Source organism: uncultured Parabacteroides sp. (assembly GCF_905196875.1).
GTDB lineage: Bacteria > Bacteroidota > Bacteroidia > Bacteroidales > Tannerellaceae > Parabacteroides.
The window spans coordinates 32,926-58,043 of sequence record NZ_CAJJWO010000026.1 but is presented as its reverse complement, the minus strand read 5'-3'; the positions used below and the strand labels follow the sequence as shown (position 1 = coordinate 58,043).

Genomic DNA, 25,118 nt, shown 5'->3' with positions numbered 1-25,118 from the left:
ATGTAGGGATGAGAGCCTTTCTTTATTCATTGTATATCTATCTTTTCGTTATATGGCTTCCAGCTTAAAGCGCAGGCGTAATCTTCCGTCTGCATAATCATAATTCAGCAGTTTGAACCGTCCTATTTCGGAGGTATTGCCGACGTGGGCGCCAATGCATGCACAAGCATCGTAATCACCAACACGAACGATGCGTAGTGTATCGCTGGCTTCTTCCGGTAATTTGCTGAGATCGACAATGGCACCGGCTTCCGATTTAGGGATAAAGTCGATTGTTACAGGTAGATGTTGATTTATCACTTCGTTTATCCGTCGTTCTACTTCTGCCATCATTTCTGCAGTAGGCGCTTCTGTTAATTCATAATCGCACTTGCTCTTTTTTCTTTCTATATGGGCATTCCTGGAACGGGGACAACCGAACATCCGGACCATCGTCTGGTTAAGAATATGTTCGGCTGTGTGCATAGGTGGATACTCGGCTTTGTTGTGCTCGTTTAATTGAATTTCTTGTTCCATAAATAAATTGAATATCTCTGTTTTTGATTATTTATTCTGCAATATCCTTTTTCAAGATACTATATACATTAATATCTGTGTATTCACCGTTTATTAAAAGTTCGCCGTCGCGTTCCGTACCTTCTTGCTTGAATCCTAAGCGTTGGGGAATGGCATTGCTGGCTGCATTGCCTACGGCACATCTTATTTGGATACGATTGAAACCTTTTTCAAAGAAAGCTAACAGGCATAGGTGATGTACGGCCCGGGTAACAAGACCTTTTCCTCTGTATTCAGGAAGTAGCCAATAACCTATTTCCGTACGATGGTTGGCGCGGTCTGAGAAATGAAAACCGATCAGTCCGCAAATATTTTTCCCTTTTTCAATCATATATACGATATCCCGTTCTTCATACGGCACCTGTAACGATGAGGAAAGGAAGGCTTGTTCATCGCCAACACTTTTCAGGCCATCGACAAAAGGTAACCAGGTCCGTAAGTCGTCGCGGTTTTTATCTATTGCATCGAAAATGATTCCGGCATCTTCATAAATAGCTTCACGGATAGTGTAGCCCGGAACTCCGAAAGACGAGGCATAAGGATAAATACATTTCTCGAACGCTTTCCTTATATTATTACCTCTGTAACGAACCTCTCCTGTATATTGGAATCCCAGCGAATCGATCAGGTGAAGCATATATTCATTGTCATAATTTGTATCGACGCGGAAGTTATAGATTCCTTTCTGACGACTGACCTCTTCGGCTTCCAGCATAAAACGCTTAGCCATTCCCTGATGTTTCATTTCATCGGCAACAGCCAAACGGTGGACAATCATATAAGGTAATTCATTCGTCCATTGTCCATCAATGTCATTGTAGACCGGCTCTCCGTCGAAGGAGATAACACCGTATGCCACAACCGTATTTCCTTTGCAGAAAACATAGCCGTTTCCAGTTTCTATATCTTGCTGGATTGTTTCGAAGGTCGGATAATGTTCATCCCACTGATGGCTACCCAGCTGGCGCATTTGTGCTTTGGCTTGTCCGATAATGACCCAGATACGTTCGAGGTCTGCTTCTTCGGCCTTTCGGAATTGTAAGTTAGATGTGATATTTTTGTTGTCCATATATTCCCCTTTCAAAAGACACAAATATACGGAATGTTTTGGACTGGCGGATGTTTTGGGGAAAGAATGTGTCTTGGGGGTAAAAAGTGTTTCACCCTAATGAAACAACTGTTTCTCCTAGGTGGAACAACTGTTTCATTAGGGTGAAACACTTTTGGAGATAGCCTAAAATTCGTAGTGGAAACCGAATGTCAGGTCTTCTGAACTTAGGCTGATACCGGATACGCTGTTGCCATATTTGTAATCATCGCGGTAACCAGCAAATCCGTATTTGGTAACGAATGACAGATGTTCGCAGATTTCAATAGCAATACCTGGCTTGACACCAACTTCGAAACCGTTGACATTGTTACCATGCTTCTTTATATAAGTAGAAACTCCTACACCACCATCAACGAACAAACGAACGATTCCTTTTTCGAAGAAAGAGTAGCGGGCATAAGGAGCGAAGTGGAAAGCATTCCCTTTTACTCCATCTATTTTAAAATGAGAATAACCGATTTCGGCAGCGATAGCCCAATTTTCAGTCAGATGATAACCAACTTCCGGAGCGATAGAAAACTGTGTTTCATCTGAGTTTCCATTGTGAGTCAGATTGAAAGAACCACCTACATAAACCTGTGCATCAGCACTGATGATTGCCATAAATGCAACCACCAAAGTAAAAATCAACTTTTTCATCTTAGCTTGTATTTTAAACGTTAAATGTAAACGGGCGCAAAGATAAACAAAAATAAACATATGTTGTACGGCATAAATATTTTATTGTTTGTCTTGCTTATTACAGAATATCCTTAACTTTGCCACCGTAACAATTAATAAAAAAGCATTATGTCAGTTGCAAAGAGGGATTTAGATGATACTAGAAAGGTGACTACACATCGCCTGATGGAAATGAAACAACGTGGAGAAAAAATATCCATGTTGACAGCTTACGATTATTCAATGGCTAAACTGATCGATCAGGCAGGTATGGATGTTATCCTGGTCGGCGATTCAGCATCAAATGTGATGGCCGGAAATGTAACAACGCTTCCTATAACACTGGACCAAATGATTTATCATGGTAAATCTGTTATGAAAGCCGTTAATCGTGCATTGGTAGTAGTAGATCTGCCTTTCGGTACCTATCAGGGTAATTCGAAAGAGGCTTTGGCTTCCGCTATCCGTGTCATGAAGGAAACACATGCTGATTGTATTAAACTGGAGGGAGGAAGTGAAATAAGAGAATCTATTGAACGCATCCTTTGTGCAGGTATACCTATAATGGGACATTTGGGTTTGACTCCGCAGTCTATTAATAAATTCGGTACTTATACAGTTCGTGCCCGTGAAGAGGCTGAAGCACAGAAGCTGATTGATGATGCACATCTGTTGGAAGAGATCGGCTGTTTTGCCATCGTGTTGGAAAAGATTCCGGCAGACCTGGCTGCTCGTGTCGCTTCTGAGCTGACTATTCCTATTATTGGTATAGGTGCCGGTGGAGGTGTAGACGGACAGGTTTTGGTTATGCATGATATGCTGGGTATCAACATGGGATTCTCTCCGCGCTTCCTTCGTAGATATGCTAATATCGGTGAAGAAATCACTCGTGCTGTACAAGCTTACATCGAGGATGTGAAGACACAGGATTTCCCGAATGAAAAAGAGCAGTATTAATACTGATTGAACTTATAAGAAGCACGTGTTTCGTGCTGTTGATTCTGTTTTGCCAGTGTGATGGCAAATGTCTGCCACTAGAATGGCAGAACATTGCCATTACAGCGGCAGGGCTCTGCCATCCTAGTGGCAGAATTGTTAGTTTAGCATAAAACCTTCCCTTTATTATTGATAAACATCTTATAGATCATGAAATCTCACCTTTTAATAGGAGCCGCTTCTTCGGGAAGTGGGAAGACAACATTTACACTCGGACTACTTCGGGCATTGAAGAACCGGGGAGGGGAAGTCAGACCCTTTAAATGCGGACCGGATTATATCGATACACGCCACCATAAGATGGCCGCCGGTTCTCCTTCTGTAAATCTGGATAGTTTCATGATGTCGGAGCAACATATAAAGGAGCTGTATCGGTATTATACTTCCGAAGCCGATTATGCAGTGACTGAAGGAGTGATGGGGCTTTTTGACGGATACGACGGAATGAAAGGCAGTAGTGCTGAAATAGCCGGTCTGTTGGGTATTCCGGTCATACTGATTGTCAATGCAAAGAGTACGGCTTACTCTGTCGCTCCATTATTATATGGATTCAAAAACTTCCATAAAGAACTTAATCTGGTTGGAGCGGTTTTCAATTTTGTCGCTTCGGAGAACCATTATTCTTTCCTGAAGCAGGCATGTCTTGATGCCGGGGTGGAAGCATTAGGATATCTTCCTAAACAAGCGGATGTAGAGATTCCTAGTCGCCATTTGGGTTTATCATTAGATGAGGCATTTTGTTTCGATACGTTTGCCGATCGTGTAGCCGAATTGGTAGAAAATCATGTCGATATAGACCGGCTTTTGGAACTGACGGCTTATCAACCTGATGCATCTGCCTCTCATCTTCTTGCTCAATCAGGGGAGATTACACCGTCTTCTTTAAGAATATCGATTGCCTGGGATGCCGCTTTCAGCTTTGCTTATGAAGAGAATATCCGGTTGTTGCATCGATTAGGTAAAGTTACCTTTTTCAGTCCTCTGAAAGATACTACATTGCCGGAGTCTGATTTTGTCTATTTGCCAGGAGGCTATCCGGAACTATATCTGTCTGAATTATCATCCAATCAGTCCATGCTCCGGGCGATCCGTCAGTATGCGGAAGCAGGAGGGAAGCTGCTGGCAGAATGTGGCGGGATGATGTATTTATGCAACGAGATAAGATCGGCAGAAGGAACCGTTTATCCGATGGTTGGCTTGTTCAAACAGTCGGCTACTATGGAACAGATGAAACTTTGCCTGGGATATCGTATCTTGCATTATAAAGACTATATTATGAAAGGACACGAATTCCATTATTCCCGTGTCTTGCCCGGTGAAGGACATCTTGCATCAGTTGCTACCGCGCAAACGGCAAAAGGAGCCTCTGTCGATACTCCACTTTACAGGTATAAGAACGTGCTGGCAGGTTATACGCACCTGTATTGGGGTGACAGCACGAATAATAAATGGTTTATAGACTATTTGAACGGACTTATTTAGCCATAGCCTGTACTTTCAGTTCTTTGGGCATCTTCTCGATGGCATATCTTAATGAGGTACGGGGCATAGTCGCTTTTTTCGACATCACATAATCGAATACCTCTTCCTGATGAGCTTCGCTGGCAGCTTTCAGCATCCAGCCATATCCTTTTTGTACCAGATCGTCCGGGTCGTAAAGGAGAATATCTGCTATCTCGAAAATATCTTGCAGGAACAAACCTTTTCTGGCGGGGATAATCAGGGTGACAGCCGCTGCCCGTTTAGTCCAGCGATTATCCGACCGTGCCCATTCTTTCAGACGGGATATATATTCGGGATACATTTCAAGAAATGTTCCGACCGTATGATTGCATAGTGTGTCGCAGGATGCCCAATTGTTGACATACGAGTTTACCCATTTTTCAAATACGGTAAAGTCTTCCGGTTGGTATTGTGTATAAATATAGTAAGACCAGTTGCAGGCAATGTACGATTCCTCCGAATAACCGGATTCCCACAATGCCTCACATAAAGAAAAGATTTCATTTTTAGGAAGTTCTTTGATCGACGTGAAAAACTCTTTACTGATCTTGTTGACAAGAGGAACCTTTACACCATGATACAGAATCTTTTCCTTGAAGAAGTTCTGGGCATTGCCACGAGTCTTTTCGTCTATGTTTTCAATGAGTGCCTGTTGTACTGTTTCTATGATTGTTCGCATAAGGTCGTCTTAATAATTTACTGCAAACATACATATTTTTATTATATATGCCGGTTTTATCGAAATAATCCTTATTTTCGTGAACACTAATAATTCATACCATGGTCAATACTATTTTTCTCGGTATCGCAATAGTTGCTTCAGCTATATTTCTGATACAGTTTATCATGTCTATCTTTTTCGGTGACCTGGATACAGATACGGATATCGATGCAGATCTTAGTAGTGCCGTATCATTCAAAGGTTTTACTCATTTTTGTATCGGCTTCGGTTGGTATATGTATATTGCTCAAAGTACAGCCATATCGACTTTCCTGATCGGTATCCTGATCGGATTGGCATTCGTTTTCGTCTTATGGTTCCTTTATAAAAAGGCTTATCAGCTTCAGAAAGAGAATAAACCGGAGAAGACGGAAGCCCTTGTTGGCCGGGAATGTACGATTTATGCACACGATGGTATTCGTTACATCGTACAGGTGGCTCAGAATGGGGCTCTCCGTGAAGTGGAAGTCCGTTCGTTGGAGGGAAAGAAGTATCAGACCGGAGACCGTACGATTATTTGCAAAGTAGAATCAGGAACAATTTATATACAATAACAAACTCAAGGATTAAGTTATGACACAGGAAATGTTAATTATGGTAGCCATTCTGGTAGTGGTTATCATCCTTTCTTTTATCGGGATACTTTCCCGTTATCGCAAATGTAAGAGTGATGAAGTGTTGGTGGTGTATGGTAAGACATCCGGTGAGAAGTCTGCCAAACTCTATCATGGTGGTGCTGCCTTCGTTTGGCCTATCATCCAGGGGTACGAATTCCTGTCGATGAAACCGCTTCAGATCGATTGTAAGCTGACCGGAGCCTTGTCTGCCCAGAATATCCGTGTGGATGTTCCGACAACCATTACGGTGGCGATCAGTACGGACTCCGAAGTGATGCAGAATGCAGCCGAACGTCTATTGGGGTTGCAACCGGAAGATAAACAGAACCTTATTACCGATGTCGTATACGGTCAGATGCGTCTGGTTATCGCCGACATGACAATCGAGGAATTGAACTCCGACCGTGACAAATTCCTGTCTAAGGTACGCGACAATATCGATACGGAACTGCGCAAATTCGGTCTTTACCTGATGAACATAAACATCAGTGATATCCGTGATGCCGCCAACTATATCGTCAACCTCGGTAAAGAAGCGGAAAGCAAGGCTTTGAACGAAGCTCAGGCAAATATCGAAGAACAGGAAAAACTGGGTGCTATCAAGATTGCCAACCAGATTCGTGAACGTGAAACGACTGTTGCCGAAACGCGCAAAGATCAGGACATTGCGATTGCTGAAACCAAGAAACAACAGGAAATTTCTGTGGCGAATGCGGATAAGGAGCGTATCGCACAGGTTGCCGTAGCCAATGCAGAAAAGGAATCGCAGGTTGCCCGTGCCGAAGCCGATAAGAATATCAATATCGAAAGAGCGAACACTGATAAAGAAAGCCGCGTGGCCGAATTGAATTCCGATATGGAAATCAAGAAAGCCGATGCCGGAAGAAAAGCAGCCGTAGGACGAAACGAAGCAAACAAGGAAGTGGCCAAGTCAGATGCCGAACTTGCCGTAACTCAAGCAGAGGCCAATAAACAGGCAGGTGAAGCAGCAGCCAAATCGGAAGCCTCTGTACAGGCAGCTCGCGAAATTGCACAACGTGAGGTGGAAGAAGCGAAAGCCAAAAAGGTAGAATCTGCCCTGAAAGCACAAAAGATCGTGCCGGCCGAGATTGCCCGTCAGGAAGCGATCCTACAAGCTGAAGCAGTTGCCGAAAAGATGATCCGTGAAGCTGAAGCGAAAGCAAAGGCAACATTGGCACAGGCCGAAGCCGAAGCTCGTGCGATTCAGATGAAACTGGAAGCCGAAGCTGAAGGTAAAAAGAAATCGTTGCTTGCCGAAGCCGATGGTTTCAAGGCGATGGTTGAGGCTGCCGAATCGAATCCGGCTATCGCTATCCAGTACAAGATGGTGGATCAATGGAAAGAAATTGCCGGCGAACAGGTGAAAGCCTTCGAACATATTCAGCTGGGTGATATTACTGTCTTTGACGGTGGTCAGGGTACAACCGGTAATTTCCTTAACCAATTAGTTAAAACAGTGGCTCCGAGTTTGGGAGTCTTGGATAAATTGCCTATTGGTGATACTGTAAAGGGAATCATACATCCGGAAGAAAAAGAAGAAAAGAAAGATACAACAAAAAAGTAAGATGAGAATTTATACCAGAGGAGGAGATAAAGGCCGTACCGGTATCCACGGCGGCGAACGGGTAGACAAAGACGATATCCGTATCGAAGCGAACGGTACATTGGATGAAGTGAATGCACAAATCGGTATCGTGCGGGCTTTATTGCCTCCTGAACATGAATGGCAGGATGTCTTAGGTAAAATACAGCGGGAACTGATGGTGGTTATGTCGCATGTAGCGACCCCATCGGCTATCCGTGATAAGAATCCGAACAGTCTTTCGGAAGATCTGGTGTTTTTCTGTGAGCAGCAGATTGATGCCCTGACTGCGCAGATGGAAGATAACGGATTTTTCATCCTTCCGGGAGGCACATTGATCTCCGCCCATCTGCAACTGGCCCGCACGATTGTCCGTCGTGCCGAACGTCGTTTGTGGACGTTGAACAGGCAAGATCCCGTTGAAGAGAATATCCTTCAATTTACTAATCGCTTGTCGGATTTACTCTTTACGATGGCACGGTATGAGATGTTCCGCCAGGACCATACCGAGGAGCGATGGCAATCTTTTTTGTATAAGAGAAAAAAATAAGGTGACCTTAGGGCCACCTTTTTTATATTGCAACATCTTGCCAACTACCTTTTACTAATTCCCGTGTTGTTTTAAAACCAATTTCTTTCAATATTTTGAACGCTTCTTCGCGTCCGTCATTTACCAGATCGGGATAATGGCAGTCTGAATTGACCATTACCGGTATATTCATTTCTTTCAACAGGCCGAGATATTCTTTGCGTGGAAATATCTGTTGTTTTTTTACCAGATTCTTGGTATTGACTTCAACCATTAATCCTTTTTGAACTATCAGGTCGAGAGTTGCTTTGAATGGAGCCTGATACCAATCTGCATCAAAAGAGAAATCATTGCATTTGTGTCCGTTCATATAGATCTTGTCCATATGTCCCACAATGTCGAAACCACCTGCTTCGATCATTTTTAATGTAGAGTCGAAATAGCGGGCAACCAGTTTGCCGATATTACCTTCGAAATAACGGTCAACCGAATTTTTGTAATCGGAAAAAGCCCCGTCTATGCACACCATATTATCTTCACTCAGATGTTCCGATAAAGGCAGGAAATGAATGGAGCCGATCCGATAATCTAACGGAAGTTCCTGAAAATAGGTGATGGAAGGATTATAAGTCTCATCCAGGTAGTCGATTTCCAGAGATGTATATATTTCCAGTCGGTCTGCATATTTCTCCTTCAACCGGCTTATCTCCGCCAGATATTCGGGCATATCATCTTTTGACATATTCCAGAAAGTTTCAAAAGGAAGGGGCGAGTGTGAGGAAAAACCGTACGCCCGGAATCCATGCGATATAGCGAATTTTACAAAATCTTCTGGAGTACTACGCCCATCACAGAATGTGCAATGACTGTGATAATTACTAAGTTGCATATAAATATTATATTGTCAATTGTTTTCGGTATGCAAAGATATGAAATCTTTCCATCTTATCGAAGTGGCTTCCCATAATAAATGGGGCCATAGCGGAACGCTTAAAATTTACGTTGTACAGACTGTTTTTGATGAACATATTGGCAATTGCGATTGTTTATTAATTGAGTGATTGTTAAAAAAGTGATAAATAAAAAATAGATATGAACAGGCGCGAAAGATTGGAACTGGAGATATCCAATATCCAGACGAAAATAGATAATCCTCCAAAAGAGACACCATCCCATATCCTGAAATCATGGAAAAAGGACCTGGTAAGTCTGGAGTTTGAATTGAATAATCTCGTGGATGGCGAGGAAGATAATAATTATTAAAGGTTAATGGTTTGTTCTGAAAGAGAAGAAGCGGTAACAAATATGTTCCGCTTCTTTTTTATTTATAGAAAAATGTTCATTTATTTAATCACATTCAGTTCTTTACCAACTTTGATAAATGCAGCGATCGCCTTGTCTAAATGTTCTTTTTCATGTCCGGCAGACAACTGAACACGGATACGTGCCTGGTCTTTCGGAACTACCGGATAATAGAATCCTGTTACATAGATTCCTTCTTCCTGCATCTTGGCTGCGAAATCCTGAGATAATTTGGCATCATATAGCATAACAGCGCAGATAGCAGACTGAGTCGGTTTGATATCGAAACCGGCAGCCAGCATCTTATCGCGGAAATAGGATACGTTATCCATCAGTTTTGTATGCAGTGCATCGCTTTCTTTCAGCATCTTGAACATTTCCAGACTAGCTCCGACAATAGCAGGTGCTACCGAGTTAGAGAACAGATAAGGACGTGAACGTTGGCGAAGCATGTCGATAATTTCTTTTTTACCTGTAGTGAAACCACCCATTGCACCACCGAATGCTTTTCCTAACGTACCTGTAAAGATATCTACTTTTCCATATACATTATATTGTTCTGCTACACCGTGGCCAGTCGGACCGACAACACCCGCAGAGTGAGATTCGTCTACCATTACCAGTGCATCATATTTTTCTGCCAGTTCGCAGATTTTATCCATCGGAGCAACATTTCCGTCCATTGAGAATACACCGTCTGTTGCAATGATGCGGTGACGTTGAGCCTGAGCTTCCTGTAGACAACGTTCCAGATCAGCCATATCGGCATTTGCATAACGATAACGTTTTGCTTTACACAAACGTACACCGTCGATGATAGAAGCGTGGTTCAGTGAATCGGAGATGATAGCATCTTCTTCGCCGAATAACGGTTCGAACAAACCACCGTTTGCATCGAAACAAGCAGCATACAGAATAGTATCTTCCGTTTTGAAATAATCGGAAATAGCAGCTTCCAATTGTTTGTGCAAATCCTGAGTTCCGCAGATGAAACGAACGGACGACATTCCATATCCGTGAGTATCCATAGCTTCTTTTGCAGCTTTGATCAAACGTTGGTTGTCTGACAGACCAAGGTAATTGTTGGCACAGAAGTTTAAAACATCACTTCCGGCATTTACTTTAATGTCGGCTCTTTGAGGCGTAGTAATAATACGCTCATTTTTGTACAATCCGGCAGCTTTAATATTTGCCAGTTCCTGTGTAAGGAATTCTTTCAGTTTACCGTACATAACATTGTTTTTTGTTAGTATTTTTGAATCAAGTAGACGAAATTGTTTATAGTTGATGCGGACAAGTTACAGTTTGAAGCTTTTTATAAATGTAAGCTGCCAACTGTTAATAGTCAACTGTCAACTGATGAAGCAAAGGTCATATTTTTTTTTGAATTTTGGTATTAAAAAACACAAGAAAATAATGCAGGAACAATTTTATTCTCTATACCTTTGCCGCGGAAAAAACTTAAAAAGACAATAAAACGCAATGAAGAATGTATTAATTATTGGTTCTACCGGTCAGATCGGCTCAGAGTTAACCATGGAGTTGAGAAAACGTTATGATGGCGACATCGTGGCAGGTTATATTTCCGGTGCAGAACCTAAAGGAGAGCTGCTGGAATCGGGACCTTCTGCTATTGTTGACATAACAAATGAACAGCAGATTGCTGAGACGGTTTCTAAATATAAGATCGATACGATTTATAACCTGGCAGCTTTACTTTCGGCGGTAGCAGAAGCAAAACCCCAGTTAGCGTGGAAGATCGGTATGGGTGGTTTGTTCAATGTGTTGGAGGTGGCACGTGAAATGAAATGTGCTGTCTTTACCCCGAGTTCTATTGGTGTATTCGGTAACAATACTCCGAAAGACAAAACTCCGCAGGATACAATTCGCAACCCGCGTACAATGTATGGTGTAACAAAAGTTTCCGGTGAGTTGCTGAGCGATTATTATAATATTCGTTTCGGTGTCGATACTCGTTCGGTTCGTTTCCCGGGATTGATCTCTTATGTAACTCCTCCGGGTGGTGGTACGACCGACTATGCTGTTGATATTTATTATTCTGCAGTTAAAGGCGAGAAGTTCGTATGTCCGATCGCTGCCGGAACATTCATGGACATGATGTATATGCCGGATGCATTGCATGCAGCTATCCAGATCATGGAAGCTGATCCTACTCGTCTGCAACACCGTAACTCATTCAACATTGCTTCTATGAGTTTCGATCCGGAAATTATTGCAAATAACATCCGTAAATATATTCCTGACTTCCAGATGGAATACAATGTGGATCCGTTGCGTCAGGCAATTGCCGAGTCATGGCCTAACTCATTGGATGATACTTGTGCTCGTGCAGAGTGGGATTGGAAACCGACTTATGATCTGGATACCATGACCCGTGATATGATTACAAAGCTGAAAGAGCGTTTCGATAAATAACAAATATAAGAGGTTTGGTGATGAGAGGGGATGTCCGGTTTCGGGTATCCCCTTCATTTTTATCTAACGAATAAGAAAGTTTCTAATAATAAATGGTTGCTTTTGTATGTTTTAGAACATGTTTTAGGTAAATAATGTTAATGGAGTGCGTTTTTCTTGCAAATGTTATGCTGTATAACATAAAAGCGCTATATTTGCACTGTGTTTTTCATGGTATTAGATTTAAGGTTAACAATGAAGATTGGCTGTCTGTGATAGATAGCCTTTTTTTTGTTCCATTAGGCCAATCTGTCATCCGTTAAATTCAATGAATCTCCACCAGATAGCTTGCACTGAATGTCTTTCCCGGTTGTAGATGTTGCATCCAGTCTCTGTCCTTGTATTCACCGGTATAGTTTACCCGGTCGCAACGACCGTACCAGGGTTCGATGCAGACAAAAGGTGCATTTTTCGCAGGTGGCGACCATAGGCCGACTACGGGGGTGGTGAAATAGACAGTGAGGTAGGAGCTACCATTCTGGTTGAGCAAATCTATCCGTTTCACCTGACTGTTTTCGAGAACCAAAGCATCTTTATCGAAAGTGTGTGTATCCAGAGGCAACAATCCTTCTTTATCCAGTGGCAATGGATATTCCTGATTTCCTAAGCAGCCTTTTTCCTGAATTAGTTTATACTTTAGTCCTTTTGTGCGGTCGAAGGCAAAGAAACCGCGTTTTTCACTGTTTGCATTATAATTGGGGTAATAGAATGCAGGATGTGCTCCGATTTGGAAGTACAGTTCTTCGCTACCGGTATTTTTCACAACCCATACGATTTCTATCTGATTACCGGCCAGGCGGTAACCGATTTCGAGATAGAACGGGAATGGGTATAGTTTTAACGTGTCTTCATTTTCAGTCAGTTTAAAACGTAGTTCCGTATCTGTTTCTTTTATCAGTTCAAAATCTTTGTCGCGGGCAAAGCCATGTTGCAAAAGTGAATAAGTGACACCGTTGTGTCGGTATTCATTATTCCATAGACTGCCGACAATAGGGAACAAAACCGGAGAATGGCGTTTCCAGAATGCCGGATCGGCTTGCCAGAGATATTCTTTTCCCGTAGCATTGGCAACAATGCTGCTTAACTCGGCACCGTGGGGAGACACTTGGATGGTTAGTAAATCGTTTGATAATGTTTTCATATTCTGATAATTTTTGTATCGTTTTCAAGACAAGCAAAGTTAGTAAACTTCTTTTGGGAATTCCCGGCTGTTTTATAATAAAACAAAACGGGAAGCGTTAAAAGATCATTGAATAGTTGAAAAATATGATACTACACAAAAGAAGATTGTCAGCGAAAAGCTGTTTCGTGTTTCTGTTTTGTTTTTGTCTGTCGCTCTCGTTAGGGGCACAGGAGAGGTATGCTAAAAACTCCGTACTAAGCAATGGAACCTGGGTGAAAATAGCGATCGAGAAGGATGGAATCTATAAACTAACAAATTCCGAACTAAAGAAGATGGGGTTTGATGATCCTTCGAAAGTGGCTGTGTATGGCTATGGCGGCTGGCCGCTCGAAGAAGATTTCTCGAAGCCTTATGTGGATGACCTGCCTGCGGTTCCGGTCTTGAGGAAAGATGATTATCTGCTTTTTTATGGGCGGGGGACGACGAAGTGGGAGTATAAGTCTGAACAGTATACCGGCCAAACCGAAAGAAAGACCTTTGTTCATACAAATAATCCTTATTCTGAATACGGATATTATTTCCTTACTTCTTCTCAGAACGCAAAAGAAATGGAGACGATAAAATCAGAGTCCAAAGATGCAGTGGAAGTATTTAATACTTTTGACGATTGTCTTTTACATGAAAAGGATTTGGTCTCTCTCAATACTTCGGGGCGTGAACTTTATGGAGAGTCGCTTATGTCGTCGATATCAGTGCCTTTTAATAATGTAGAAGGAATAGTGCAGGAAGATGCTATGGTGAAATGCCGATTGGTTGCTAAAACGAATGAAATTAAAAATTTTACCCTTTCGATAGAGAATGAAGATGTTGTGAAAGGGTCTGTATCGGGCATATCTTCAAGTACAAAAAACTTCATTTATATAAAAGCCAGATCGGCTGAAGGATCTGGTTATTGGAAAGGACAAAAAGGTAAAGATTTTATTATCAAAGTGAATTATTCCGAAAGAAATAATAAAACTGCATTTCTGGATTACATTTGTGTACACCTGAAGAGAGAACTTCGAACGTATAATGAACCGACTTTTTTTCGTAATGTTTCATCGATAGGACATAAATCCCGTTTTACAATAAAAAATGCCAACTCAAATACGACTGTGTGGGATGTTACGGATGCGTTAAATCCGAAAGTGATGGAGGCTGAATTGAGTGGAACAGACTTGTCATTTATAATTCCTGAAGCAGATCTGCTAAGAGAGTTTGTTGTTATTCAGCTGGACAAGACTATTCCGTCTATTTCAGCAAAAGAGGCACAACTGGTTACTAATCAGAATTTGCATGGATCTGAACAGGTCGATATGGTGATTATCTCTCCTTCGGCTTTTAAAAGTGAGGCGGAAAGATTGCAAAAAGCGCATGAAGAGAAAGATGGTCTGATTACCCGGATATTTACCCCGGAGGAAATCTATAATGAATTTTCAAGCGGGACACCAGATGCCACGGCTTATCGACGTCTGATGAAAATGTTTTATGACCGAGGTAAAGACAACGCAAAATCTCCTAAATATCTTTTGCTTTTTGGAGACGGTTCGTTTGATAACCGGTTCCTGACAAAAGATTGGCAGGATGTGAGTGAGAGTGAGAGAATGAATATGTTGCTAACCTATCAAACGACTGAGTCATTGGATATGTATTCGTATCCGGTAGATGATTATTTCGGTTTTCTGGAAGATAGTAATAAAAGTTTGTCATCGGCAGATTTGAATCTTGGTATCGGACGTTTCCCTGTTCGCACCCGTAAGCAGGCAACAGTGGTTGTGGATAAAGTTATCTCCTATATGAATAATTCAGATTTTAGTATTTGGAAGAACAACCTGTGTTTCATAGCTGATGATGGTAATAATGCGGATAGCTTTGATATTGTACATCAGAATGATGCTGAGGCTTTAGCAAAAGTGATAGAAGAGTCCCGTCAGGAGTATATCGCAAATAAAATTTATTTCGATGCCTTTAAAAAGGATCTGGGAGGTGGTGGCAAATATCCGGAAGTGGAAGAGAGAATTATAGAGAAACTGAGAAATGGAATGTTTCTCCTGAACTATGTTGGCCACGGAAACACGGAGAGTCTGAGTGACGAAATGGTTATAAAACATAGTGATATTTTAAAATATACATACAAACATTTACCTTTATGGATCACTGCAACCTGCGACTTTTGTCGTTTTGATGCTGTGGCTACATCTGCCGGAGAAGATGTGTTTTTAAGAGAGAAGAGCGGTGGTATTGCCTTGTTTACTACTTCTCGCGTAGCTTTTGTGGATATTAATGAGGAGATTAACGCGAAGTTTATGAATTTGTTATTTGATAAGAAATATTCTCAACTAACGTTAGGTGATATTATAAGGAAAACGAAGTCTAATTCTTCTGATGTACGCAAACTAGGCTTCTGTCTGATCGGTGATCCGGCATTGAAGTTGTCTTATCCCAAGCATCGTGTTCAGGTTACCGCAATTAACGGTTTGGCGATAGAAAAAGATACGGTTGTTTTTAATGCAAATGCCTGGATAACTTTGGAAGGAGATATTCTAGATACGAAAGGAAGCCTCGTCTCTGATTTTAATGGAGAATTGCGTACAAAGATCCTGGATGGCTACCGAAAAGATTCCACATTGGGAAATAATCCTTATAAAAATAAGATCTATTATCATGATTACTTTAATACTGTTTTTGAAGGAGGCGGTTCTGTGAAAGACGGTAAGTTCAAATTCACCTTTAAAGTACCAAAGGACATTTCCTATTCAGCGAAAACTTGCGGTAAAATGAGTTTATACGCTTTTGACGAGACTTCGGGTGAGGATGCACAAGGTTATTTTGATAAATTCCTTGCCAATGGGACGAAAGATGATCCGGATAATGATACGCAAGGTCCTGAAATACGATCCTTGTTTCTGAATGATTCTACTTTTGTGAGTGGGGATCAGGTAAATAATACCCCTTATTTCTATGCAAAGCTCTGGGACAAAAGCGGTATAAATGTGACAGGTAGTAGTATCGGACATGATATAACACTCAATATTGATAATAATCCGGCAACAAACTATACGTTAAACCGGTATTATGAATTTGTTCCCGACTCGGAAGGAGAAGGCATTGTTAGGTTTGCTGTTCCGGCATTGAAACCGGGTTTGCATGAAGCCGAATTCAAGGTTTGGGATATAATGAACAATCCAACGAGTTATACTTTCCGATTCGAGGTAGTGGAAGGTTTGAAACCTTTCCTCTCCCGTATCATTGCAACCCCGCCGCCGGCCAACGGCAATGTGAAGTTTCATCTTTCACACAATCGTCCTGAGACACAGATGAAGGTCGGCATCATGGTCTATGATATTAGCGGACGTTTACACTGGAAGCATGAGGAAACAGGATCGTCCGAATTGTTTAAAGACTATGTGATCGATTGGGATTTGAGAAATAATGCAGGCTCGCATGTACGCCCTGGCATTTATTTATACCGTGCCGCTATCAGCACCAATAATTCGAAAGAAGCAACTGAGACGGAGAAAATGATTATTTTATGGTGATTTTATCTACATTTGTAGGAAATAAAATAAACCATGGAAAGTATATACAAGGCAAATGAAAACAGATACAACGGAATGATGTATCGTCGTTGCGGCCGTAGCGGGATATTACTGCCGGCTATTTCACTGGGGTTATGGCATAACTTCGGAAGTGTGGACGTATTCAGCAACTTTATCAGAATCGCTCATGCCGCTTTCGACAATGGGATCACCCATTTTGATTTGGCTAATAATTACGGACCGGTCTACGGATCGGCGGAAGAGAACTTCGGCAGGATATTGAAAAAAGGTCTCGGCGCCTATCGTGACGAACTCCTTATTTCGACCAAAGCCGGTTACGATATGTGGCCCGGCCCGTATGGAAACTGGGGAAGTCGTAAATATCTGATGGCAAGTCTGGACCAGAGCTTAAAACGTATGGACCTCGATTATGTGGATATTTTCTATTCACACCGTCCTGATCCGGAAACGCCTCTGGAAGAAACGATGGGTGCTTTGGCTGATATTGTCCGTCAGGGGAAAGCCTTGTATGTCGGCATCTCCAATTATAATGCAGAGCAGACAGCGAAAGCCCTCGCGATATTGAAAGAACATCGTGTGCCCTGCCTGATTCATCAGGCACGTTATTCCCTGTTCGACCGTTGGACTGAACCCGATTTATTGCCTTTATTGAAAGAAGAAGGAGTCGGTATGATTGCCTTTTCACCTTTGGCGCAAGGAATGCTTACCAATAAATACCTGCATGGAATACCTGAAAACTCCAGAGCTGCTAAATCGACCGGACACTTGCAACGTGAGCAGGTGACGGAAGAAAAAATAAACAAGATCCGTCAGTTGAACGAGTTGGCGATGGAACGTGGACAGACATTGGCAGAGATGGCTTTGGCCTGGTTGCTGAAAGACGACCGCGTAACCAGTGTACTTGTCGGAGCCAGTTCGGTAGATCAGTTGCTCGATAATCTGAAAGCATTGGAGAATATCAGTTTTACAGCGGAAGAGCAAGAAAGGATTAAAAGAATATGAAACCATTCTTATATCAGATAGCTTCTATATTCTATCAGCAATACGGTGCGGAAGTCTGCAAGCTTGCTTTTGTGTTTCCTAACCGCCGAACGGGACTTTTCTTTCAAAAATATCTTTCGGAGGTAGCCGAGAAACCTCTTTTCTCGCCAACCATCCTCACGATCAACGACCTGTTCGTGCAGCTAAGCGGTAAGCAGACAGCCGACCGTATCAATATGCTGTTTATGTTATACGATATATATATACGCCATAGCGGTTCGACAGAAACATTCGACGAATTCCTGTATTGGGGTGAGATGCTATTGAACGATTTCGACGATGTCGATAAATACATGGCGGATGCACGTATGCTCTTTACCAACGTTACCGACTTGCGCGAGATAGAGAATGATTTCAGCTTTCTGGATGAAGATCAGATTGCCGCTATCCGTACTTTCTGGTCCTCATTTTATCCGAAAGGCGATTCGCCCAACCAGGAAGAATTCCTTGCTGTATGGAAGATACTTTATACATTGTATGATGACCTGAAGAAGGCCCTCGCTGCCGAAGGCAAAGGCTATGAGGGAATGATCTTCCGTGAGGTTGTCGAGCAGATGGAGCAGGATCGTTGTTGTGACCTGCCTTATACGAAGGTCGTCTTTGTAGGATTGAACGCCCTTTCTGTTGCAGAGGAACGTTTCCTCTTGCAGCTCCAGAAAAGAGAGATCGCCGATTTCTACTGGGATTATGCTTCAGCCAAAGTGACTGACCCTAATAACAAAGCCTCTTATTTCGTGGAACGTAACCTGAAGAACTTCCCTTCGAAATATCCTCTTCCCAAAGAAGAAGAGGTAAACACAAATATCGAAGTGATCGGTATTCCTTCAGGTATCGGCCAGGCCAAACAGGTATATTCCTTATTGAATGAACTTTGCAAAGAAGATGAAATGAGTCCCGAAGAGGCATTACGTACGGCTGTTATCCTGCCGGACGAACATTTGCTTATCCCTGTACTCAATGCAATTCCCGAGCAAATCCGCCGTATTAATGTAACGATGGGGTATCCGCTGGCCGGTACGCCAGTGGCTTCACTGATGGAATATATTCTGGCACTGCAAAAGAATGTCCGTTACGTAGACCGGCAGCCGATGTTTTATTTCCGTGATGTATTGCCTATACTGAACCACCGGTATATCAGCACCACGAACCCGGAGACTGTCTCTTTCCTGATCAGGGATATAGCTGAGAACAATAAGATATATATTACTTCTGCCGATCTGGGTAAAACTGCTCTTCTTTCTGTTCTGTTTACTCCGGTAACGGATGTCGAAACCTTCTCCGATTACCTAATCAATGTCTTGCAGGAACTGAATAAGGTGATGTACACCCTTTCCAACGAAGAGGAAGAAGACGCTACCCAGCGGACCAATGATATCGAACAGGAATTTATCTTCCATTATTTCACGACTGTGAACCGTATGAAAGAGATCATGCAGGACACCGGTATTGAAATGAAGATCGACACCTATTTCCGCCTGCTGAAACGTGTGACGGATACGATTACGATTCCTTTCCGGGGTGAACCGCTTTCCGGCCTGCAGATTATGGGAGTACTGGAAACCCGTGCACTCGATTTCGACCGCCTGATCATTCTTTCTATGAATGAAGGGATCTTCCCGTTGAGGAAAGCGGCCAATTCGTTTATCCCGTATAACTTGCGTCGTGGGTTCGGATTACCCACCTACGAGCATCAGGACAGTGTCTGGGCCTATCACTTCTATCGCCTGATCTATCGGGCAAGCCATGTCAGCCTATTATATGACACCCGGAGTAACGGATTGCAGACGGGAGAGGTGAGCCGTTTCGTCCATCAGTTGCATTATCATTATGAACAGCCGATGCATGATAAATTGGTTGTCTATAATGTCTCGTCCGCTAAGACTCCGGCCTTACAGGTCCAAAAGACCGATGAGGTGATGGCGCGTTTGGCGGCATTCCGTAAGGGTGGTGTACGTGCCATTTCCGCCAGCGCCGTAAATACCTATCTGGATTGTCCGCTTAAGTTCTATTTCTCAGTCGTTGAAGGTATCCGTGAAGAAGAGGAGGTGAGTGAGACGATAGAGAGTAATGTGTTCGGTAGTATCTTGCATAAGGTAATGGAAGAATTATATGAACCTCTTTGTGGAAAGATGGTGACAGCCGATTTGCTGAAAGCCATCAAAAAAGATACTCCGGTACTGACCGGCGCCATTGCACGTGCATTCGCTGAGGTCTTTTTCAAGACAGACGTGGTGCGTCCGCTGACAGGACAGAACTTCCTGATCGGTGAAATGATCCGTAAATATGTCGAAAAGATACTGGAGCGCGACAGCAAGCTCACCCCGTTCAAATACATCGAATCCGAGAGACTGATCAACCGTCTCTTTACCCTGAGCGACCGCTCGGAGATCCAGTTGAAAGGTTTTATCGACCGCATCGACGAGGTGCGGGATGCTGTCCGTATTATCGACTACAAGAGCGGTAGCGGGACTTCTACGTTTACTACCGTGGAAAGTCTGTTCGATATGGAAGAGAAAGACCGTGCCAAAGCAGTGATGCAGGTCTTCATGTATTCTTTGATGTATGGAGAAGTTCCGGCGGGGAAAAAACTTCAGCCGGGTATCTATTATATGCGTACGCTTTTCTCAGACTCGTTCGATGCAGCCGTAAGCCGCCGTATAGAAAGAACCCGGTCGGAACGGGTGACTGATTTTGCGGAATATTCGGCAGCCTTCGAAGACGGTTTGCGCGGCTGTCTGGATGAAATATTCAGCCGCGAGAAACCATTCGTGCAGACCCCGACGGAAAAAGCCTGTGCCTGGTGTCCTTTCAAGGATATATGCGGAAAATAATCAGAAAAGAAATCCCAGTGAGAAACTCATCATATTGGTACGCTTGTCGATCGAAATATTTCGTTCGACAGGCAATTGTGATGATCGGTCTTTGAAATCGGATTCGATCTGGTTGATTCCGAACTCGTAGGTAAACTCAAAGAACAGACGCCAGATGCTTACGCCCAGCCCGGCGGCAATACCTATACCGAAAGGTGTATTGTCATTGATATATTCATTGGTAAGTTCGGAGAAATGGGTCGTGTAGCGTAACTTATAATTGTATTTCAATTTAGGTCCGACCATCATACTGAGAGCATACGGACCCTCTTTCACCAGATAATATCCGATCATGACCGGAAGTTCCAAAGAGGTAGACTTAAGTTTAAGCTGGTCGTTTCCGGAATTTTTGCCTGCCATGGTTCCGGCACTTTCTGTTTCCGGTAGTGAGAAAAAGATATCGCCTTCTGTCCGATACCAGGACAGATCAGGCTGAATAAAAAAACGATCGATGTTGATCCTGCAAAAGATAGAAGCCTGGTAACCAACCTTGTATTGCAACCGGATGTTCTCGGCTTCGACATCATCGATCCTGAGCGAGTTCACGATCGGGAAAGTTGAGTTGACACCGACTTTAGCTCCGAAATTGAAAGCTTTATCCTCGATCTGGATAAACTTTTGTGCCTGGACGGAGATACCGGCAAAAGACATAAACAACAGAAGGAAGATCTTTTTCATAATACTTATTTTTTCTTTTTCACCGACCAGCCGAACTTACCGACAAAGTCTCCCAGTCCGTAATATTTTCCATGCGAGTAAGCCAACAGGTCGGCACGTTGCATGTCGAATGCTCCTGTTTGCGGGTCCAGATACCGGTCGTCTGCCTGTACATTCAGTACGTCGGCGATAAACATATCGTGACTGCCCAGGGCAATTACTTCTTTTACCCGGCATTCGATACAGAGAGGAGCTTCTTCTATGGTAGGACAATCGACCCGGGTCGCTTTACCAGGCGTAAGTCCCATTTCCTCAAATTTATGATGGTCTTTTCCCGAGTTCACACCGCACCAGTCGGTGGCATAAGCCAGTTCGCGTGTGGTCAGGTTGATAACAAATTCCATATTCTTTTTCAGAACAGGATAGGAATGACGTTCGGGACGTACGGATATATAACACATGGGTGGATTGGTACAAATCGTACCAACCCACGCCACAGTAATGATATTGTATTCTGAAGGTTCGCTACCACAACTAACCATTACTGCTGGCAATGGATAGATCATGGTACCGGGCTTCCAGTTCTGCTTCATATTATTTATTTAATAATGATATCTTCTTTATTGATCTTACGTTCGCAATAATGACATTTGATCGTGCCTTTTTCCTTATCTATCACCTCGAAGCGACTTGGCATCGGTTCGTTATTGGTGATACATTTCGGATTATTGCATTTTACCAGACCAACCAGTTCGTCCGGCAAAGTGACCGTTTTCTTTTCTACAACCTCGTAATCACGGATAATGTTCAGGATCACTTTTGGAGCGATCAGGGCGATACGGTTAATCTCGTCTTCCTCAAAGAATTTATCAGAGATCTTGATTACACCTTTGCAACCCATTTTATTGCTGTGGAAATTGTTTCCGATCGTGATTGTGTTATCCATATTTTCAAGGCCCAGCAACTTGGCTACTTTAAATAACTGGCTGGGGGGGATATGGTCGATAGCAGTTCCGTTCTCTAAAGCGGCTACCTGCAATTCTCTTTTCTTTTCTACTGACATAATGATTATCAGAATTAAATATTGATACCTAAAACTTCACAAATAATGGCCTGGCGGGCAAACAGTCCGTTGCGTGCCTGCTGGATATAGTAGGCCTTCGGATTATCGTCTACATCATAGGCGATCTCGTTGACGCGGGGTAGCGGGTGAAGTATGCGAAGGTTTTCACGGCTATTTTCCAGCATCTTGTTACGCAGGATATATACATTCTTAACCCGTTCGTATTCTTCCAGGTCGGTGAAGCGTTCGCGCTGTACGCGTGTCATATAGAGAATATCTGTATTGTTGATTACTTCTTCATCGAAAGTGGTATGTTCGTAATATTTGATACCGTGTTCGTCGCAGAAGTTCTTGTATTCGTCCGGCATGCGAAGCTCGTCCGGCGCCACGAAATGAAAAGTAGGATTGAAGTGCGACATGCCGACGATCAGCGAGTGTACCGTACGGCCGTATTTCAAGTCGCCCACCATTGTGATATTCAGGTCGGTCAGTTTTCCTTGTGTCTTTTGGATCGAATAGAGATCGAGCATCGTCTGCGAGGGATGCTGATTGGCTCCGTCTCCTGCGTTGATGATTGGAATATCTGTTACTTCCGATGCGTAGCGGGCAGCACCTTCCAGATGATGTCTCATGATGATGAGGTCTACATAGTTGCTTACCATCAGGATCGTATCTTTCAGCGTTTCGCCTTTTGAAGAGCTTGTGGTCGAAGCATCCTGAAATCCGACAACCCGTCCGCCCAGGCGGTTGACAGCTGTTTCAAAGCTTAATCGCGTGCGGGTAGAAGGTTCAAAAAACAGGGTAGCCGCCACTTTACCTTCCAGTAGCTTTCGGTTCGGGTTCTCCTCAAACTTCCTGGCGTTATCCAGAATACGAAGAATGTCCTCTTTGGTACATTGATCGATAGAAACTAAACTTTTACTTTTCATTTTGTGTATAATCTTCTTTTATGCAAAAGTATAAAAAAAGCGGAGACTGAATAGCCTCCGCTTGTATTTATTTAAGATATTCTGCCAGCTTCGTCGGAAGGTAGAATGTGTTGTTCTTATCGACGTAGACAACGACCGAATTGAGCCGGACTTCCTCCTGTCCTTTTTTACCGATGGTTACGATATTGCTGAACGGAGTGATGTTGATCTGTTTCTTCTTGTTTTTCACAATCAGCGAGGGAGAGCCTTTCTCATCTTTTGCCGGAATGATCTCGCAGTTATAACCTTCGAATACTTCTGTATGAGGAGCGAAATTTTCGGCAGTCAGTTCGTCCAGTTTATCCCGGTTCATACCGAAAAGAGCACACAGATAAGCGTTCAGTTCGATGTTGGTATGCATACCGATCGGTAAGCTGGCCTGATCCGGATGGTAAGCAGCCAGGAATACATCTTCGCCGGTGTGTCCGCCGGTTGTAAATCCGAAGCAGGTTTTTGAAGTCAGCAGCTTAGACATGAAAGAGGTCAGCGAACCGCTGTACAGGGAACCTTTGCCTTCGGCCGTACGTTCGCTTTCGGGGATCGGGCTGTTCTTATAGTCTTTACAATGGTTCAATGCGTCCAGCTCTTCCGGGCTCAGTTCGAAACCTGCATATTCACGGAAAATGTTCTGTACTTCGGAGTTGGGCTCGCTGTTCACCTTTTGGGCGAAACCTTCGGCAGTCAGCTTATAGAGGGAGAACTGGTGGAACAACTGGTCTTTTGTCAGTTTATCGTATCCTTTACAATCCGCACGGCCGATGCTGATACCGCTGTTTCCGTGGTCGGGAACCATGATAACGGCAGTTTCACCGTTCTGGCGGGCAAACTCGAGTGCAGCACCGCAGGCACGGTCGTAAGCCAACATATCTGTAGCCATGCCGACAGGGTCGTTTGCGTGAGCGGCCCAGTCTACTTTGCTACCTTCTACCATCAGGAAGAAACCTTCCGGATTTTTGGACAGCTTTTTGATTGCGATACGGGTCATTTCTTCCAGTGAAGGCTGCTGAGCCGGGTCACGGTCGAGGTCGTAAGCCATTTCGCGGTCTGCGAACAAAGCCCACATATTGTTGCCGTTATAGTTGCGCATGCCGTTGATGTCGTTTTTGAATACACCGTATCCGTTACCTTTCAGATAGGCTTCACTTTCTTCCGGAAGGAGGGAAGCACCGCCGCCGATCACTACGTTCAGATCGTTATGAGCCATCTGCGGAGCGATCCATTCGTATTTACCACGGTTGTAGCTGTGAGCAGAACAGTCTGCCGGAGTAGCGTGTGGAAATTCGCAGGTGAAAACAAGACCGGTCGATTTGCCCTGTGTTATTTTAGCGGCTTCCAATACAGTTGTTAGCGGTTGGAAAGCGCGTGCCGGATCGGTCGGGTAAATATCATTGTCGCCGTCATTCTCAGGATAGGTCGATACGTAACCTGTGCGGCTCGGGTAGCCTGTCATGTAACAGGAGGTAGTCGGAGCAGAGTCACCGATCGGAGCATTCGAGGAGTGCGTACGTACAGTACCACACAGATACGGGTCCAGATTCAGGTTGGGTTTGTCAGGATTGGTGTACCATTGCAACCAGCGTGCCATAGAAACGGTAGCCAGTGAAGTGCCGTCCGGTATCAGTAGGATGATGTTCTTGACCGGTTTTACGTTTTCCACATCCGCAGCTTTTGCCGGCATAATGATGATTGCCAGTAGAAGCAGAAAAGTAATCGTCTTTTTCATGT

The 25,118-nt window shown here is 43.4% G+C and carries 22 protein-coding genes; 10 read left to right on the top strand and 12 right to left on the bottom strand.

Features of this window, described 5'->3' with window-relative positions; translation table 11 throughout:
• Positions 1-48: 48 nt before the first annotated feature.
• From QZ076_RS10785 to QZ076_RS10775, 3 genes are all read right to left on the bottom strand, one after another.
• On the bottom strand, positions 49-516 hold the full coding sequence (locus tag QZ076_RS10785; RefSeq protein WP_293713277.1) for a hypothetical protein: 468 nt from the start codon (positions 514-516) through the stop codon (positions 49-51).
• Positions 517-547: 31 nt separating this feature from the next.
• Positions 548-1,624 (bottom strand): GNAT family N-acetyltransferase, encoded by a 1,077-nt coding sequence (locus QZ076_RS10780; RefSeq protein ID WP_293713276.1) that lies wholly within the window; start codon positions 1,622-1,624, stop codon positions 548-550.
• 165 nt (positions 1,625-1,789) lie between these two features.
• Positions 1,790-2,305 carry an outer membrane beta-barrel protein gene (locus tag QZ076_RS10775; RefSeq protein ID WP_293713275.1) on the bottom strand — a complete coding sequence of 172 codons (516 nt, stop codon included), beginning with the start codon at positions 2,303-2,305 and terminating at the stop codon, positions 1,790-1,792.
• A 150-nt stretch (positions 2,306-2,455) separates the two neighbouring features.
• Between QZ076_RS10775 and panB the strand changes: the two genes are divergently transcribed.
• Positions 2,456-3,283, top strand: coding sequence for a 3-methyl-2-oxobutanoate hydroxymethyltransferase (gene panB / locus QZ076_RS10770; protein ID WP_122352554.1), 828 nt, complete (start codon positions 2,456-2,458; stop codon positions 3,281-3,283).
• Positions 3,284-3,472: 189 nt separating this feature from the next.
• Complete coding sequence (locus QZ076_RS10765) at positions 3,473-4,804, top strand: cobyrinate a,c-diamide synthase (RefSeq protein WP_293713274.1); 1,332 nt, start codon at positions 3,473-3,475, stop codon at positions 4,802-4,804.
• Here QZ076_RS10765 and QZ076_RS10760 read toward each other — a convergent pair.
• Complete coding sequence (locus QZ076_RS10760) at positions 4,797-5,504, bottom strand: DNA alkylation repair protein (RefSeq protein ID WP_293713273.1); 708 nt, start codon at positions 5,502-5,504, stop codon at positions 4,797-4,799. The two genes, QZ076_RS10765 and QZ076_RS10760, sit on opposite strands and share 8 nt — an antisense overlap.
• A 101-nt stretch (positions 5,505-5,605) precedes the next feature.
• Between QZ076_RS10760 and QZ076_RS10755 the strand changes: the two genes are divergently transcribed.
• From QZ076_RS10755 to QZ076_RS10745, 3 genes are read left to right on the top strand one after another with little or no spacing between them, the layout of a single operon-like run.
• Positions 5,606-6,100: a hypothetical protein gene (locus QZ076_RS10755; RefSeq protein WP_293713271.1), complete on the top strand. Its 495-nt coding sequence runs from the start codon at positions 5,606-5,608 to the stop codon at positions 6,098-6,100.
• A 19-nt stretch (positions 6,101-6,119) separates the two neighbouring features.
• On the top strand, positions 6,120-7,748 hold the full coding sequence (locus tag QZ076_RS10750; RefSeq protein WP_293713269.1) for a flotillin family protein: 1,629 nt from the start codon (positions 6,120-6,122) through the stop codon (positions 7,746-7,748).
• Position 7,749: 1 nt separating this feature from the next.
• Positions 7,750-8,316, top strand: a complete 567-nt coding sequence (locus QZ076_RS10745) for a cob(I)yrinic acid a,c-diamide adenosyltransferase (protein ID WP_293713267.1) — start codon at positions 7,750-7,752, stop codon at positions 8,314-8,316.
• Between the two features lie 22 nt (positions 8,317-8,338).
• Here the strand turns inward: QZ076_RS10745 and QZ076_RS10740 are convergent, their stop codons facing one another.
• Positions 8,339-9,184: a histidinol-phosphatase gene (locus tag QZ076_RS10740; protein ID WP_293713265.1), complete on the bottom strand. Its 846-nt coding sequence runs from the start codon at positions 9,182-9,184 to the stop codon at positions 8,339-8,341.
• Between the two features lie 203 nt (positions 9,185-9,387).
• On the opposite strand from QZ076_RS10740, the gene QZ076_RS10735 reads away from it, so the two are divergent.
• Positions 9,388-9,558, top strand: coding sequence for a hypothetical protein (locus QZ076_RS10735; protein ID WP_165359877.1), 171 nt, complete (start codon positions 9,388-9,390; stop codon positions 9,556-9,558).
• An 80-nt stretch (positions 9,559-9,638) separates the two neighbouring features.
• On the opposite strand, the gene kbl is transcribed toward QZ076_RS10735, so the two are convergent.
• Entirely contained in the window at positions 9,639-10,829 is a 1,191-nt protein-coding gene (gene kbl / locus QZ076_RS10730) for a glycine C-acetyltransferase (protein WP_293713262.1), read from the bottom strand.
• 250 nt (positions 10,830-11,079) lie between these two features.
• Between kbl and QZ076_RS10725 the strand changes: the two genes are divergently transcribed.
• A complete protein-coding gene (locus QZ076_RS10725; RefSeq protein WP_293713260.1) occupies positions 11,080-12,033 on the top strand; it encodes an NAD-dependent epimerase/dehydratase family protein in 954 nt (317 codons plus the stop codon).
• A gap of 304 nt (positions 12,034-12,337) precedes the next feature.
• On the opposite strand, the gene QZ076_RS10720 is transcribed toward QZ076_RS10725, so the two are convergent.
• Positions 12,338-13,213 (bottom strand): aldose 1-epimerase family protein, encoded by an 876-nt coding sequence (locus QZ076_RS10720; protein WP_293713258.1) that lies wholly within the window; start codon positions 13,211-13,213, stop codon positions 12,338-12,340.
• A gap of 125 nt (positions 13,214-13,338) precedes the next feature.
• On the opposite strand from QZ076_RS10720, the gene porU reads away from it, so the two are divergent.
• From porU to QZ076_RS10705, 3 genes are read left to right on the top strand one after another with little or no spacing between them, the layout of a single operon-like run.
• Positions 13,339-16,773: a type IX secretion system sortase PorU gene (porU, locus tag QZ076_RS10715; RefSeq protein WP_293713256.1), complete on the top strand. Its 3,435-nt coding sequence runs from the start codon at positions 13,339-13,341 to the stop codon at positions 16,771-16,773.
• Positions 16,774-16,806: 33 nt separating this feature from the next.
• Positions 16,807-17,796: an L-glyceraldehyde 3-phosphate reductase gene (mgrA, locus tag QZ076_RS10710; protein ID WP_293713254.1), complete on the top strand. Its 990-nt coding sequence runs from the start codon at positions 16,807-16,809 to the stop codon at positions 17,794-17,796.
• A complete protein-coding gene (locus QZ076_RS10705; RefSeq protein WP_293713252.1) occupies positions 17,793-20,666 on the top strand; it encodes a PD-(D/E)XK nuclease family protein in 2,874 nt (957 codons plus the stop codon). Before mgrA ends, QZ076_RS10705 begins: the two co-directional genes overlap by 4 nt.
• On the opposite strand, the gene QZ076_RS10700 is transcribed toward QZ076_RS10705, so the two are convergent.
• The 5 genes from QZ076_RS10700 to QZ076_RS10680 form a co-directional block, all read right to left on the bottom strand.
• Positions 20,667-21,383, bottom strand: a complete 717-nt coding sequence (locus QZ076_RS10700) for a porin family protein (protein ID WP_293713250.1) — start codon at positions 21,381-21,383, stop codon at positions 20,667-20,669.
• Between the two features lie 5 nt (positions 21,384-21,388).
• Positions 21,389-21,955, bottom strand: a complete 567-nt coding sequence (locus QZ076_RS10695; protein WP_293713248.1) for a flavin reductase family protein — start codon at positions 21,953-21,955, stop codon at positions 21,389-21,391.
• Between the two features lie 5 nt (positions 21,956-21,960).
• A complete protein-coding gene (gene pyrI / locus QZ076_RS10690) occupies positions 21,961-22,425 on the bottom strand; it encodes an aspartate carbamoyltransferase regulatory subunit (protein ID WP_075557846.1) in 465 nt (154 codons plus the stop codon).
• A 14-nt stretch (positions 22,426-22,439) separates the two neighbouring features.
• Positions 22,440-23,354 carry an aspartate carbamoyltransferase gene (gene pyrB / locus QZ076_RS10685; RefSeq protein ID WP_293713244.1) on the bottom strand — a complete coding sequence of 305 codons (915 nt, stop codon included), beginning with the start codon at positions 23,352-23,354 and terminating at the stop codon, positions 22,440-22,442.
• A 67-nt stretch (positions 23,355-23,421) separates the two neighbouring features.
• Positions 23,422-25,116, bottom strand: coding sequence for an alkaline phosphatase (locus QZ076_RS10680; protein ID WP_293713242.1), 1,695 nt, complete (start codon positions 25,114-25,116; stop codon positions 23,422-23,424).
• Positions 25,117-25,118 lie beyond the last annotated feature (2 nt).

What these genes read in the sequence shown, in the direction of transcription:
- QZ076_RS10785 (WP_293713277.1), bottom strand. Translation starts at nt 516, where the DNA reads ATGGAACAAGAAATTCAATTAAACGAGCACAACAAAGCCGAGTATCCA.
- QZ076_RS10780 (WP_293713276.1), bottom strand. Translation starts at nt 1,624, where the DNA reads ATGGACAACAAAAATATCACATCTAACTTACAATTCCGAAAGGCCGAA.
- QZ076_RS10775 (WP_293713275.1), bottom strand. Translation starts at nt 2,305, where the DNA reads ATGAAAAAGTTGATTTTTACTTTGGTGGTTGCATTTATGGCAATCATC.
- panB (WP_122352554.1), top strand. Translation starts at nt 2,456, where the DNA reads ATGTCAGTTGCAAAGAGGGATTTAGATGATACTAGAAAGGTGACTACA.
- QZ076_RS10765 (WP_293713274.1), top strand. Translation starts at nt 3,473, where the DNA reads ATGAAATCTCACCTTTTAATAGGAGCCGCTTCTTCGGGAAGTGGGAAG.
- QZ076_RS10760 (WP_293713273.1), bottom strand. Translation starts at nt 5,504, where the DNA reads ATGCGAACAATCATAGAAACAGTACAACAGGCACTCATTGAAAACATA.
- QZ076_RS10755 (WP_293713271.1), top strand. Translation starts at nt 5,606, where the DNA reads ATGGTCAATACTATTTTTCTCGGTATCGCAATAGTTGCTTCAGCTATA.
- QZ076_RS10750 (WP_293713269.1), top strand. Translation starts at nt 6,120, where the DNA reads ATGACACAGGAAATGTTAATTATGGTAGCCATTCTGGTAGTGGTTATC.
- QZ076_RS10745 (WP_293713267.1), top strand. Translation starts at nt 7,750, where the DNA reads ATGAGAATTTATACCAGAGGAGGAGATAAAGGCCGTACCGGTATCCAC.
- QZ076_RS10740 (WP_293713265.1), bottom strand. Translation starts at nt 9,184, where the DNA reads ATGCAACTTAGTAATTATCACAGTCATTGCACATTCTGTGATGGGCGT.
- QZ076_RS10735 (WP_165359877.1), top strand. Translation starts at nt 9,388, where the DNA reads ATGAACAGGCGCGAAAGATTGGAACTGGAGATATCCAATATCCAGACG.
- kbl (WP_293713262.1), bottom strand. Translation starts at nt 10,829, where the DNA reads ATGTACGGTAAACTGAAAGAATTCCTTACACAGGAACTGGCAAATATT.
- QZ076_RS10725 (WP_293713260.1), top strand. Translation starts at nt 11,080, where the DNA reads ATGAAGAATGTATTAATTATTGGTTCTACCGGTCAGATCGGCTCAGAG.
- QZ076_RS10720 (WP_293713258.1), bottom strand. Translation starts at nt 13,213, where the DNA reads ATGAAAACATTATCAAACGATTTACTAACCATCCAAGTGTCTCCCCAC.
- porU (WP_293713256.1), top strand. Translation starts at nt 13,339, where the DNA reads ATGATACTACACAAAAGAAGATTGTCAGCGAAAAGCTGTTTCGTGTTT.
- mgrA (WP_293713254.1), top strand. Translation starts at nt 16,807, where the DNA reads ATGGAAAGTATATACAAGGCAAATGAAAACAGATACAACGGAATGATG.
- QZ076_RS10705 (WP_293713252.1), top strand. Translation starts at nt 17,793, where the DNA reads ATGAAACCATTCTTATATCAGATAGCTTCTATATTCTATCAGCAATAC.
- QZ076_RS10700 (WP_293713250.1), bottom strand. Translation starts at nt 21,383, where the DNA reads ATGAAAAAGATCTTCCTTCTGTTGTTTATGTCTTTTGCCGGTATCTCC.
- QZ076_RS10695 (WP_293713248.1), bottom strand. Translation starts at nt 21,955, where the DNA reads ATGAAGCAGAACTGGAAGCCCGGTACCATGATCTATCCATTGCCAGCA.
- pyrI (WP_075557846.1), bottom strand. Translation starts at nt 22,425, where the DNA reads ATGTCAGTAGAAAAGAAAAGAGAATTGCAGGTAGCCGCTTTAGAGAAC.
- pyrB (WP_293713244.1), bottom strand. Translation starts at nt 23,354, where the DNA reads ATGAAAAGTAAAAGTTTAGTTTCTATCGATCAATGTACCAAAGAGGAC.
- QZ076_RS10680 (WP_293713242.1), bottom strand. Translation starts at nt 25,116, where the DNA reads ATGAAAAAGACGATTACTTTTCTGCTTCTACTGGCAATCATCATTATG.